The organism is Bartonella grahamii subsp. shimonis (assembly GCF_036327415.1).
Taxonomy (GTDB): domain Bacteria; phylum Pseudomonadota; class Alphaproteobacteria; order Rhizobiales; family Rhizobiaceae; genus Bartonella; species Bartonella shimonis.
In genome coordinates, this window is the sequence record NZ_CP123961.1 from 184,942 (window position 1) to 197,776 (window position 12,835).

The 12,835-nt window shown below is 38.9% G+C and carries 10 protein-coding genes and 2 pseudogenes; 5 read left to right on the forward strand and 7 right to left on the reverse strand.

Annotated elements, in window-relative coordinates:
• Positions 1-27: 27 nt before the first annotated feature.
• Positions 28-288, forward strand: a complete 261-nt coding sequence (locus tag QHG57_RS01090) for a DUF2312 domain-containing protein (RefSeq protein WP_005774567.1) — start codon at positions 28-30, stop codon at positions 286-288.
• A 535-nt stretch (positions 289-823) separates the two neighbouring features.
• Here the strand turns inward: QHG57_RS01090 and rimJ are convergent.
• The 6 genes and pseudogenes from rimJ to QHG57_RS01120 form a co-directional block, all read right to left on the reverse strand.
• Positions 824-1,387, reverse strand: coding sequence for a ribosomal protein S5-alanine N-acetyltransferase (gene rimJ, locus QHG57_RS01095; protein WP_330168769.1), 564 nt, complete (start codon positions 1,385-1,387; stop codon positions 824-826).
• 605 nt (positions 1,388-1,992) lie between these two features.
• A pseudogene (locus QHG57_RS01100) lies at positions 1,993-2,188 on the reverse strand (ABC transporter ATP-binding protein); the annotation flags it as partial.
• A gap of 47 nt (positions 2,189-2,235) precedes the next feature.
• Positions 2,236-2,496, reverse strand: a pseudogene (locus QHG57_RS01105) (ABC transporter C-terminal domain-containing protein); the annotation flags it as partial.
• A 603-nt stretch (positions 2,497-3,099) separates the two neighbouring features.
• Positions 3,100-4,956: an ABC-F family ATP-binding cassette domain-containing protein gene (locus QHG57_RS01110; protein WP_330169596.1), complete on the reverse strand. Its 1,857-nt coding sequence runs from the start codon at positions 4,954-4,956 to the stop codon at positions 3,100-3,102.
• Positions 4,956-5,342, reverse strand: coding sequence for a YMGG-like glycine zipper-containing protein (locus tag QHG57_RS01115; RefSeq protein WP_330169300.1), 387 nt, complete (start codon positions 5,340-5,342; stop codon positions 4,956-4,958). Before QHG57_RS01115 ends, QHG57_RS01110 begins: the two co-directional genes overlap by 1 nt.
• Before the next feature lie 115 nt (positions 5,343-5,457).
• Entirely contained in the window at positions 5,458-6,093 is a 636-nt protein-coding gene (locus tag QHG57_RS01120; protein ID WP_330168270.1) for a thiamine diphosphokinase, read from the reverse strand.
• Between the two features lie 147 nt (positions 6,094-6,240).
• Between QHG57_RS01120 and QHG57_RS01125 the strand changes: the two genes are divergently transcribed.
• Entirely contained in the window at positions 6,241-7,818 is a 1,578-nt protein-coding gene (locus tag QHG57_RS01125) for a M48 family metalloprotease (RefSeq protein WP_330168271.1), read from the forward strand.
• A 307-nt stretch (positions 7,819-8,125) separates the two neighbouring features.
• On the opposite strand, the gene QHG57_RS01130 is transcribed toward QHG57_RS01125, so the two are convergent.
• On the reverse strand, positions 8,126-9,037 hold the full coding sequence (locus tag QHG57_RS01130; protein WP_330168272.1) for an RNA polymerase factor sigma-32: 912 nt from the start codon (positions 9,035-9,037) through the stop codon (positions 8,126-8,128).
• A gap of 566 nt (positions 9,038-9,603) precedes the next feature.
• On the opposite strand from QHG57_RS01130, the gene QHG57_RS01135 reads away from it, so the two are divergent.
• From QHG57_RS01135 to QHG57_RS01145, 3 genes are all read left to right on the forward strand, one after another.
• Positions 9,604-11,184, forward strand: coding sequence for a hypothetical protein (locus tag QHG57_RS01135; protein WP_330169301.1), 1,581 nt, complete (start codon positions 9,604-9,606; stop codon positions 11,182-11,184).
• Positions 11,185-11,205: 21 nt separating this feature from the next.
• Positions 11,206-11,547, forward strand: a complete 342-nt coding sequence (gene fdxA / locus QHG57_RS01140) for a ferredoxin FdxA (protein ID WP_330168274.1) — start codon at positions 11,206-11,208, stop codon at positions 11,545-11,547.
• 302 nt (positions 11,548-11,849) lie between these two features.
• Positions 11,850-12,434, forward strand: a complete 585-nt coding sequence (locus QHG57_RS01145; RefSeq protein WP_330168275.1) for a CarD family transcriptional regulator — start codon at positions 11,850-11,852, stop codon at positions 12,432-12,434.
• Positions 12,435-12,835: the final 401 nt, after the last annotated feature.

The following is a 12,835-nucleotide window of genomic DNA, read 5'->3' on the forward strand; positions in this document are numbered from 1 at the left end:
AAAATATATAACTTGGAGAAAAATACAATGAACGATACAGTAACCGATCAAACACACGCTATATCCGTAAACCAATTACGCTCTTTTATCGAACGTATTGAACGACTAGAAGAAGAGAAAAAAACCATTTCTGATGATATTAAAGACGTTTACACTGAACTTAAAGGCTCTGGTTTTGATAGTAAAGCTGTTCGAAGCATTATACGATTGCGTAAAAAAGAAGAGCATGAACGAATGGAAGAAGAAGCAATCATTGAGCTTTATAAAAATGCGCTTGGTATGAACTAAAACCATTGATAACATTGAAAATTTTCTTAAGAAAAGAAAATGCAAAAAAACAAATGAATGTATAAAAATTTCACCCAACAATAAGCAATTTGTATAACTTGTAACGAGACTATCGGTCACAGAATACACAATATTGCAATAGCCCTCACATTTAAAAGGATTTATAGAGCATTTTTATCCTTGTCCTCCAATCATTTTTATCCACACAAACCCTCACTTGTACGCCAATCCAGTTTGTGATGTGCAAGAGAGGTAATTTTTATGATTAAACATCTATAGATTTGAAATAAGAAAGTCTTACGATATTGAGGACTCTCTTTCTTCAAATTGAAGGAATGAATAATGATGATAAATCAATTTATTATCTACGAAAAGAAACATATGAAAGTGGTCAGCAGTTGAAATCCGCTAAATGAGAGTCTGAACTGTTTACAAAAGAAGAGCTGGTTAAGGATCTTTATCTTTTAGGATAGGCAGAAATTCGGCATATTTACATATTTGATAAAACCCCCTTAATAGAACTTTTAACAAAACTTTATTCGAACCTATTAACGGACTCATACAGATCATTGATTCGAGAGGTTAGAATGTGATCTCTCCATTTTCCAGAAATCATCAAATAGCCCTTGGCATAGCCTTCTTTTTCAAAATGAAGACGCTTTAATAAAAGTCCGCTTTTTATGTTCTCAGGTCTATAATTTGCCATCACTCTATGCAGATGATAAACATGAAAGATATGCCGTATTAGAGCCGATAAACTCTCAAACATGAGACCTTTGCCTTGTTGTTTTTCATCAAGAGAAAAACCAAGATGACAAGCTTGAAAAACACCCCGAACCACATTTGTAAAATTTACAACACCGATAATTGTGTTTTCATTTTTTAATCGTACGGCATATCGGTATGCTTGTCCTTGTGCGCTTTCATAAGCAAATGCATTGGCGCGTGTTTCCCAAGCTGTTAGGCTATGGTAACCATCAGATCTTAACGGTTCAAAAGGACGCAGATGATTCGCGTTACGGAGGTAATAAGAAGACAGTTCAGCTGCATCTTCTAAACCGATCAATGTGGAAATTGTGCGCTTTGTTTTAATTGCCATCATTTTCTCCTCCTAGAAATATTACAATAACACGTTGATTTATCCTAACAAATCATCATTTTAAACTTAAATCATAACGTCGAATACAATAAGCTTTTCTCATCACAACACTTCTCGCATTAGAATCAATCAGAATCATTTGCTTTTCCATCATAAGCGTGGCTGGTATATTTATGGAACAATCCATTGATTTATAATGACTATTTATCGTTATTCATATTGAATTGGAGCTCCGAATATCGCAAGATTCTCTCATTTCAAATCTGTTTATCTTGAATCAATCAAAATCACTTGCTTGCACATCACAAGCGGGGCTGGCATGTAGATAAAATTGTATAAGAAAAGACTAAAAATGGCTCTTATGAACCGTCTTAAGTGCCAAGGGCTGCGCAACATTGAGAGCTAGCAAATATAATGATGGCGCCGGCTTGCTACTTCACAAACGTAAAGATGGGAGCGCTCAATGATATAAGGTAAAGACAAGGGAATGTTTCTTATAAATGCTCTCAAGTGCCAAGGAGTCTGTAGCAACATTGAGGACGAGCAAAGTGTGTGATGAAACTGGCGTACTTCCATATACGAAATTAAAAAACTCACAGCAAAGATAGTTTTGTTTCTTTGCGTTGTAAGTTCACAGCATGCTGGTTTTGCGCTATCACATCACTATAGCCGCCCATATACAAAACCCAATGACTATCACCTTGAGGTGCTATATGTTACAGCGCGATCTAAAAAGTTTCTGCCATGACTCATCAACAACACTGTTTCCACAAAATCAGCCATAAGATCTTGTAACAAATCCCAGAAACCGTGATAATGAATACGAATCTCTCAAAATATCTTAAACATTAATGTGAGCACGCTTCCATTTCTTCGCGTAAAATTTCAAGTTCTAACCATTCTTCTTCTTTTTGTGTGCAAGTATTTTTCTTTTTTTCCAACGCTGTTGATAAATGCTCGAAACGCTCTTTATCACTGCGATAAAGGGATGGATCAGAGAGCTCTTGTTCAATTTTTTTGATTTCATTTTGCAAAACAGTAATTTCTTCAGGCAATCTTTCCAATGCATAAACCTGCTTATAAGACAACTTGCCTCGTGCTTTTTTCTCCTGTTCCATCGGTGTTATAGTCAACTGATGAATCATGTACACATGATAATATTTTGATTTATAACGATAATCTATTGTTAATTTTATTGAATAAGAATCTCGAATATCGTAGGGTTGCCTTGTCTTAAATCAATTCCGTATTGAATCACAAAGCACATCTCTTGCCCCTTACAAACTAGATAAGTTTGATTGGCTTACAAGGTATGGACAGCGTATAAATAAAAACTAAAAAGGTATAGAAATGTCTTAGATGAATTCTGTTAAATGTAAGGGTTGTCACAACATTGAAACTGAAAAATTAAGAGCTTTTGTTTTTTCGTTCAGCAATCCATAAGTGACAGTATCATGGATTCACTTCTTCATGAGGAATTTTATACGCTCCATAAAATCTACTACATCATACTATTGACACTATTGGTCTCCCCATCGTGAAATGGCCTTTGATACATTGCAAAATGTCTCTTAAAAACAAATCCGTAAATGTGCAACACTCATATATTCTGTTTAAGGCGTTCTACTGTACAGGAAGAACATGAGATCATCAAGAACACGAACAAGAATGTAAGGCAATACGAATCTCTCAAAATATCTTAAACATTAATGTTAGCACGCTTCCATTTCTTCGCGTAAAATTTCAAGTTCTAACCATTCTTCTTCTTTTTGTGTGCAAGTATTTTTCTTTTTTTCCAACGCTGTTGATAAATGCTCGAAACGCTCTTTATCACTGCGATAAAGGGCTGGATCAGAGAGCTCTTGTTCAATTTTTTTGATTTCATTTTGCAAAACAGCAATTTCTTCAGGCAATCTTTCCAATGCATAAACCTGCTTATAAGACAACTTGCCTCGTGCTTTTTTCTCCCGCACTATCAAGCTATGATCTGTTGATGAGTCCTGCTTTGAAAGCTCTCCCGCATGAGATTTTGAAGGTGCTTTACGCTGCGATAATTCTGTTTTTTTGCGTTGTAAACTCAAAGCATGCTGGTTTTGTGCCATCATATCACTATAGCCGCCCGCATACAAAACCCAATGACCATCACCTTGAGGTGCCAACATATGCGTTACAGTACGATCCAAAAAGTCTCTGTCATGGCTAACCAACAATACTGTTCCTGAAAAATCAGCAATAAATTCTTGCAATAAATCCAAAGTTTCCATATCCAAATCATTGGTCGGTTCATCAAGAATCAAAAAGTTTGCAGGACGTGAAAGAAGTCGTGCAAGCATGAGGCGCGCTCTTTCCCCCCCTGAAAATTCTTTAAGAGGAGTGCGTGCTTGTTCAGGCGAAAATAAAAAGTCTTTCATATAAGAAACGACATGCCGCTCTTGTCCATTGATCACAAGAGTATCACCTCTTCCCCCCGTTAAATAATGCGCTAAAGTTTCTTCTTCATTTAAAATACGTTGCTGATCAAGCAATGCCATAGAGAGGTTATAGCCATGCCTTACCATTCCACTATCCACGGCTTCTTGCCCAATTAATGCGGAAAGGAGCGTTGTCTTTCCAATACCATTAGGTCCTACCAAACCAATTCGATCACCACGCTGAATGCGTAAAGAGAAATCTTTCACGATAATGCGATCACCATAGGATTTTGAAATTTTCTTTGCTTCAAGCACCAATTGCCCAGAATCATGACTTTTCGCTACTGTCAAAAGTGCATTTCCCGGCTGCCCTTTATAGGTTTGATGACGCTGTCTTAAGTTTTTTAATTCGCCCAAGCGCCGTACGTTACGCTTACGCCGTGCGCTCACGCCATAACGCAACCATTGCTCTTCCCGGGCAATTTGGCGCCCCAATTTATGCTGCTCGATGGCTTCTTCTTGCAACGCCTTATCACGCCAACTTTCAAATTCTGAAAAACGCTTTTCCAGTCTTTTGGTTGTGCCACGATCAAGCCATACCGTTGACCGCGTAACATTTTCTAAAAATCGCCGATCGTGGGAAATCACCACAATCGCTGAACGCAAAGAAGCCAAAACAGCTTCCAGCCATTCAATGGTTGGTAAATCAAGATGATTAGTTGGTTCATCTAAGAACAAAATATCGGGTTTTGCAGCAATGGCCCGTAACAATGAAACACGCCGCTTTTCGCCTCCCGAAAGCGTTTCCAATTTTTCCGCCCCCGAAAACCCTAAATTTGTGCGAAGCGTATTGATCCACTGGACATCAGATGTATCGTCCAGCCCCGCTTCCATATAAGCGTTAATATCTTCAAATCCTGAACAATCCGGATTTTGTGAGACATAACGGAGCGTTACTCGCGGGTGGCGAAAAATTTCGCCTCCATGAGGCTCTAATATTCCTGCGGCAATTTTTAACAGGGTTGATTTTCCACAACCATTACGGCCAACCAGCGCAATACGCGCGCCCTGCTCAACCGATAAACAAGCTTGATTGAGCAAAGGCGTTTTTCCAAAATTTAAGAAAATGCGGTCAAGCCGCAAGAGCGGCACCGCCATTAACGAACGCGGCGCGGACAAGGTGCTTTATACATCACCCCTCTTGCATCACGGTAAGCACACAATTGTCGTACAGGAACTCTTTGTGCACAAGGTGCTTGATAAACATACCCTCTACGACTACGATACGTGCACAATTGTGATGCTTGTCTTTGTTGTTTTCTTTGATTTGCAGCCGCACCTGTTACTGTTCCAGCCAAAGCACCAAATGCTGCACCGGTAAGTGCTGCTCCAGAAGTACTTCCAGCAATAGCAGTTCCAGCCAAAGCACCGATTGCTGCTCCTCCTACGCCGTAACGTGCAACGCGTTCATCGTTTGTAGTACAAGCAACTGAACTGAAACCAATGGCTGAAACAACTGCCACTTTAAAAATTGATTTTAACATATCAAAACATTTCCTTCTCAAGATCAATACATAATATATCGTTATATATCGTTTATGTCAGCACTTAATCACTAGAGCCCCCCCCTGCCTTATTCAAAAATATATTGGAAGAGCTTTATAGAATAGGCACAGACGCTAACAATATAGCTTTTCCAGAACCTAAATGGCAAGAAAAGGTTCCACAAATACGGTTAGAAAGTGTTAAAGAAGAGCCAAATGACACATTTTTATCACAAATTGGCCATTTTACCCCTGCAAGAGTTAAGCCTTTTAAATCAGAAAAACCGATAATACTAAACAAACATCCCTCCGGCAAATCATACGAACAAGGTTTTGACAAAACCGGCCAACCTTCTTCCAAACCGCTTGTCAACAACACTGAAATGCCCCTTTCAGCCATCACCAATGCTTGCGTCATATGAGAAAGGCTATGATCACTTCTTTCACCTCCCAAAGCACCACACAAAATAAGCTTTTTAGCACCATTTTGCAACGCTCTTTCACAAGCCAGAGCACTATCTGTCATATCTTTATCAGAGGGAAAAACCTCACGCGGAACATAACTATATTTGCGTATTAAATTCTCATCCGATGAATCAAAATCGCCTAACCACAACTCAGGCGACACATTAAGCGCTGCCGCATGACGCATACCACCATCGGCAGCAATCACCCGACTGTTTTGAATTTGATTAAGCAAGCGATCAGTGATACAAATACCTCCATTTAACAATATCGTAAATGTTGTCATGCCATACTTTGCCTTTCACAAAATTTCCTTTATAGCGCATCCTTTTATAAGTGAGAGTCATTTTTTATAAACAAAAAGCGTGATATAGCCAAACGAATCCTTATCCCTAATGCCTTTCTTGAAGAAACACACAATACAAAGATACAAATGCAATTTGCCAAATTACTCCGCAGAAACAATGTGCACCATAGTCTAATGCACCCCATTTTTCAACGCAATTTTCTTTTTCGCTCGCGCCTATATAAAGCAACTTTCATAAGTTTAACGTTTCTCCTTTCGGCTTGTCATACGCCTCTCTCTCAAAATGATAGGCTTCCTTCTACTTCTTCTAAAACGATCAAACGTACCAACAATCACAATATCTATGTCACATTAAGCGCTCTGCAACACCCACGTATTTTGCAAATGTATGGCGGTGCTTATTATAATGCAAAACTTGAACACTTTTTAACAAAGATTGTCCGTAAACTGACAGTTGCATCACATAGTGCTCATCAAAGCTATTCTGTAACAATTTTAAACTCAGAAAGTGTTAACGCATTTGCACTCCCCAATGGCGCGATCTACATCACTCGTGGTATGCTGGCATTAGCCAATGATTCTTCAGAAGTTGCAGCCATTTTAGCCCATGAGATAGCACATATCAGAGCCAATCATGGCATTTTACGCCTGCAAAAAGAAGCCCAATTAAAGATGACAAATCACATATCTTCACGTCTTCTTTCTTCTATTGGCAAAAAACTTCATACTCCTATGCAAAACAAGCAACAACTCGCACAATTTTCCCGGAATCAAGAGCTGGAAGCCGATTCCCTTGCACTCGAAATGCTCCAACAAGCAGGATATGATCCATTTGCTTCGCCGCGCTTTCTTCAAACAATGGAAGCCTATAGTGCTTTGCGTAATATCTCCGGCGCCCAAAATGCCTCTCTAGATTTTCTAGCCTCTCACCCAACCACCCCTCAACGCATTCGGCTTGCGATAGAAAAAGCACGCAAAATCAGTAAAGGGAATAGTAAAACAACTGATCGCGATTTTTTTCTTAAAAGCATTGATGGCATGATTTTTGGAGGAGGCTTTTATACAGGTTTTGTACGAGGCAACCAATTTATTCACCCGCAATTACGCATAGCTTTTTCTGTTCCAAACAATTTTACAATAGAACATTCAGCACACACTGTTTGGGCCAGTGGACCAGATGAAATTGCGATTCGTTTTGATGCTATTCCGCATCCTGCTGGAATATCTGCGAGTGACTATTTGAAAAGCGGCTGGATTATCGGGCTAGACCAATCATCTATCCGCCCCATCACAATTCAGGAGCTCCCCAATCAAGAATTTACGCGTCAAGGATTCCAAAGCCAAAATTTACTTGGAGCACGAGCCCATGCTACCAATGAGCAATGGCAATTTGATGTAGTTGTCATTCCATTCAACAACCACATCTTTCGTTTTCTGACGGCCGCCCCACATAATTCTCAAAATTTTGCAGAGGTTGCCCAAAAAACGCTACAAAGCTTTCATTCTCTTTCACCTTCACAGTTAAAAAAACTAAAGCCCTTAAAAATTCGTGTTGTTCGTGTTAAACAAGGAGAAAACGTTGCAAGCCTAGCCAATACAATGCAACACGTACCAGAGAAAGAAAAACTCTTTCGCATCCTCAACGCCCTCTCACCAACGCAAACTTTACACGCAGGTACAAAAGTGAAAATTATTACAGAATAAGCCTTTTTTCTCATCTGCTACAGTTTTGATTATTTTCTATCTGTATCACGCCCTCCTCCTTAAAGCATATTTGCAAATGAAAAGGGCACTTTAAAACCAATTTCATCATATCTTCATACAACTCCGTTTGATACATACTTCCTCGAACTAATATCCCCCCCAATCTTCCTCTGTTCATCAATAGCCCCGAACACATCCCCCAGGAGGCATATTCCTAGACAAACCTGGCAATCCCTTAAACCCAACTTCATCATACTCCCATATCCCCCTACTTATACGTCTCCCCCCCCACAAAGCCTTTCACGGCTTATATATCGTAAGCATCTTCTGAATGAACGGTAAGGAGAGCAGAACGTAATTTTTGCAAAGCCCGAGCTTCAATTTGACGCACACGCTCTTTCGAGATTCCTAACTTTTCACCCAAAACTTCGAGAGTCGCCCCCTCTTCATTTAAGCGACGAAAGCGAATAATTTCCAACTCCCGTTCATTGAGAATTTGCAACGCATCGTAAAGCCATTGTGTACGCCGTTGACCATCAATTACTTGCTCAATTAAAGCATCAGGAAGAGGACTATCATCCACCAAAACATCCATCTTAGCAATGGGATTATCACTGTTCTCAGAAACAGAAACACTCAAGGAGTTATCAGAACTGGAAAAACGAAAATCCATTGTTTCAACATCGCGCACGGAAACACCAAGCTTTTCAGCGATTGCGCGAAAAATATCCTGTTTTGACAAAGCACTATCATCTTGTATCAATTTTGCACGCAAACGCCGAAGATTAAAGAAAAGTGCTTTTTGTGAAGAACTCGTTCCCCCTCGAACAATTGACCAATTTCGCAAAATATAATCTTGAATAGAAGCACGTATCCACCACGTTGCATACGTTGAAAAACGCACTTCCCGATCAGGTTCAAAACGTGCAGCTGCTTCCAATAATCCGACATACCCTTCTTGTACCAAATCCCCCAATGGCATTTTGAAACGTTTAAAGCGGTTAGCAATAGCAATCACCAAACGCATATGAGCCGCTGCAATTTGATGCATGGCATCATCATCACGTTTGTCTTTCCACCGCAGAGCCAAATCATGCTCTTTTTGCCGTTCAAGATAAGGTGCTTGCATAGCAGAACGCATCATATTACGTCCTAAGCTTTTATCTGCATCGCTATAATTTTTGCTGCTTTTATAAACAGCATTTGAAAGATTACCCATAATAACCCCTTGCGATTAAAATTATCAAAATTGATTTGGCAACCACATCATTGTTCTTTCTTAAAAAGAACGCAAAAGTTGTCTGATTATGCTTCCACTACTTTAGCGTGTAATTTTATAATCGCAATTGTTTTTTTTATTATCATGGTAAAACTTTTTGTCATAAGACACAATTTCACCCGCAAAATGCCTTTACAATATGCCCTTTAGCCTATGAAATATTTGAAAAAACTTTCTCTTCACTTTTCATGACAAACAGCAAAAAAATAAAATGATCATGCAAAACAAATTCTGTTTTTTTGATAACCGGTTCCGTTTCCTTTTAAATTGAAGAATTTATTTATGCTTTCAACTTCACAATACAACTAATAAGTGTAATTTACAAATATAAAGCACCAAAACTGAATGAAAAAAGAAACATTCAAGTTTTAAAGACGCAAAAAGAAACATCAAAAAATGACAAGAGTGATTGAAGCAGGCGCAACAAACGTGTTAAAGAAAGAGTAGCATTATAAAGTTGTCGCAAAAGGCTTTTTACCAGTGTCGCACTGAGAAAGAAAATGATCATGGATAGCAAGATTGTTCAACAGAATGAGATTCTTCAGGATGATATTCTCATTGAAAAACACGGAAGGGGTAAATTTGAAGGTTTTCGTTTTTATGCGAACAAAAACAGTACCGATCAAACAGCTGAGAAGCAAATCTTACCAGAGAATGAAAATTTGATTCTTGCTTTTTCCAAACGCGCAACACGTTTTTGTGCTTGTGCAAACAGCGATTTCACCCTCAGTTCTGATGGTATTGTGCGCTGGATTGGTCAACCTGTGGGACAACTTGTTGCGACAGAAGATTTTTTCAAACCAAAACTAATTGTTCTAGCAGATTCACAACTCACCGGAGCATCCCGTGATAACGTCGTGAAACGATTAGAGCGCTTTGTAACTTTTAATTTTGAAACGACTTTAAAACCCCTGTTTGATTTGCGCAATGCTGATAATTTAACAGATTCAAGCAACGGTCTTGCCTTACAACTTTTTAACTCTTTAGGAGTTTTACCACGCCGCGCAGTCTTAGACATTGTCAAAAACCTTGCGCAAGAATCACGTGCCGTGCTTCGGCGTCTAGGTGTACGTTTTGGCGCTTTCCATATCTATGTTGCCGGAATGCTTAAACCTGCTCCAGTTCAAGCCATTACTCTCCTGTGGAATCTTCAAAATGCGGGACAAGACCAAACGGGTTTGGGTGAAATTTTTGCAGCATTATCTGCTGGTCGAACCTCTTTGATTGTTGACCCTACTTATAACCGCCAATTTTATCAATTAGCCGGTTATCGAATCTTAGGGCAACGTGCCGTAAGGATTGATATTTTAGAACGTCTTGCCAATCTCATCCGCCCCGCCCTTCATTGGAAACAAGGAAGTTATCCCAAACCCGATGGCGCCTATGATGGCAAAAGTTTTTTTGTGACCCCAGCCATGATGTCTATTCTTGGAGCCAATGGAAACGATATGCAAGAAATCCTCAAAGGGCTTGGTTATCAATCGTACAGCATAAGCAATACTGTTTTTGAACAAAATCTCCTTGCACACCAAACCTCTTCCCCTATCAATAGGACAATGCAAGATGTTCCTGCGGCAGAATGCGTTGGCAGTCAATGGCAAACAATAAGTGCTTCAGAAACAACACAAGAAGAAAAAAACACCTCATCCCAAAACACTTTATCCTCTGGTATTGGAAAACATCCTGATAAAACCAATCGTTTACCAGCAGCTGAACTTGTTGGAAATTTTGCCAAATTCTCTCTCCCTACAGAAGAAGATAAAGTTGTTTTATTATGGCATTATAGGCATCAATTTCACCACCACACACAAAAAAAACGTGATAAATTTGGAAATAAGTGGCAAAATAAGCCGAAGAGCGCTGTAAAAAAAGAGGAAAACACGAATGGAAGTTCTCCTCAAGAAGTGCCGTCACAAACAAAACGCTCTCATAAATTCCACAAAACCCAGAGCAAGCGTGCAAATTATAAGCCTTTTCAAAAAGAAAAGCGCCTTAATCCTGATTCACCTTTTGCGAAACTAGCTGTACTACGCGATCAACTCACCAATCATAAAAACACGCACACACTTTCCTCTAAAGAGAATTAAAGTAATAAATGGAGTTTGATCTTGACCCACGTAGTAACCGACAACTGCATTCACTGCAAATATACGGATTGCGTTGAAGTTTGTCCTGTTGATTGTTTTTATGAAGGAGAAAACATGCTTGTTATTCACCCCGATGAATGCATCGATTGTGGTGTTTGTGTGCCAGAATGTCCGGCAGAAGCGATTGTACCTGATACAGAACCAGGATTAGAAAAGTGGTTAGAACTTAATCTTCATTATGCAAACAAATGGCCTAATCTAACCACCCAAAAAGATCCTCTTCCTCAAGCAAAAGAAATGGATGGCGTTCCAAATAAATTAGAAAAGTATTTTTCAGAAAATCCAGGAAGCAGCGAAGAGTAATGATACAGTGTATCTCCTCTTCCTTCAACAATTGAAAGACTTCTCTTGTAAAAATAAAAAAATCCTTAAGCGAAATGATTGATTCTTTGGAAGTTTGATGTTAATGTTATTTTAGCATGATCATCTTTCTAAGTATTTTCTTTGCTTTTTATAGTAAAGCGATGTATTTTTTTGGATTTAAAAGTACTCGACTTTTATGCTCACTTAATTGGTACAATATACTTGGTTAAAGAAAACTCAACCCTCAGGTTTATAACCTGTTTTCCGATACATTTGTTGATCATAAGGGAGTAAACTAAAATATGGCATCCCAACATGGAACGTCCTCCAAGACTAAAGAATTTGCAACCTCTGAATATATCGTCTACCCTACGCATGGAGTAGGGCAAATTATAGCGATTGAAGATCAAGAAGTTGCAGGACATAAATTAAAACTTTTTGTCATTCATTTCGCGAAAGATAAGATGGATGTCAAAGTCCCCATTGCAAAAGCCCTTTCCGTTGGAATGCGTAAATTATCTGCTAGTGATTCTGTTGAACGCGCCTTAAAAGTTTTACGTGGAAAAGCACGCGTTAAACGAACCATGTGGTCACGTCGTGCACAAGAATATGATGCTAAAATCAACTCAGGAGATCTTATTTGTATCGCCGAAGTGGTCCGTGATCTTTTCCGCTCTAATCTACAGCCTGAACAATCTTACTCTGAGCGCCAACTTTATACAGCTGCTCTTGAAAGAATGGCCCGTGAAATTGCGGTTATTAATAGTTTTTCTGAAACAGAAGCTATCAATCTCATAGAGATGCATCTCTCCAATAAGCCGAAACGCGAATTTAAAACTGAGAGAGAAGAAACAGATGAAAACAGTAAAGCTGTCTACGCTGCATAATACACTCTTTCATCATAACGAGATATTTTGATAAAACCAGCTTTTTGCTGGTTTTATTTTTTTAACATCCTCTCTGCCCTTAAGGACAAAGTTTCTTAACCAGCACCAATCTATAAACAATCTAACTTTTCGATAAATTCCTCCTCCTCATTTGCTTGCTTCATAGATAACAAATTGATTAATCATCATAATCTAGCGTTATTCATATTAAATTAGAATCTTGAATATCGTAAGATTTCTCATTTCAAATTTCTCTCATGTTGAATTAATCAAAATCTCTTGCTTTTCGGTCACAAGCGGGGCTGATCTGTGGGTAAAAACTGTACAAAAAGAGCTAGAACCGTCTCAAGTACTAAAGGATATACCAACATTGGAATCTAGCAAGATGTGTAAGAAGCGGG

What these genes read in the sequence shown, in the direction of transcription:
- QHG57_RS01090 (WP_005774567.1), top strand. Translation starts at nt 28, where the DNA reads ATGAACGATACAGTAACCGATCAAACACACGCTATATCCGTAAACCAA.
- rimJ (WP_330168769.1), bottom strand. Translation starts at nt 1,387, where the DNA reads ATGGCAATTAAAACAAAGCGCACAATTTCCACATTGATCGGTTTAGAA.
- QHG57_RS01110 (WP_330169596.1), bottom strand. Translation starts at nt 4,956, where the DNA reads ATGGCGGTGCCGCTCTTGCGGCTTGACCGCATTTTCTTAAATTTTGGA.
- QHG57_RS01115 (WP_330169300.1), bottom strand. Translation starts at nt 5,342, where the DNA reads ATGTTAAAATCAATTTTTAAAGTGGCAGTTGTTTCAGCCATTGGTTTC.
- QHG57_RS01120 (WP_330168270.1), bottom strand. Translation starts at nt 6,093, where the DNA reads ATGACAACATTTACGATATTGTTAAATGGAGGTATTTGTATCACTGAT.
- QHG57_RS01125 (WP_330168271.1), top strand. Translation starts at nt 6,241, where the DNA reads ATGCAATTTGCCAAATTACTCCGCAGAAACAATGTGCACCATAGTCTA.
- QHG57_RS01130 (WP_330168272.1), bottom strand. Translation starts at nt 9,037, where the DNA reads ATGGGTAATCTTTCAAATGCTGTTTATAAAAGCAGCAAAAATTATAGC.
- QHG57_RS01135 (WP_330169301.1), top strand. Translation starts at nt 9,604, where the DNA reads ATGGATAGCAAGATTGTTCAACAGAATGAGATTCTTCAGGATGATATT.
- QHG57_RS01145 (WP_330168275.1), top strand. Translation starts at nt 11,850, where the DNA reads ATGGCATCCCAACATGGAACGTCCTCCAAGACTAAAGAATTTGCAACC.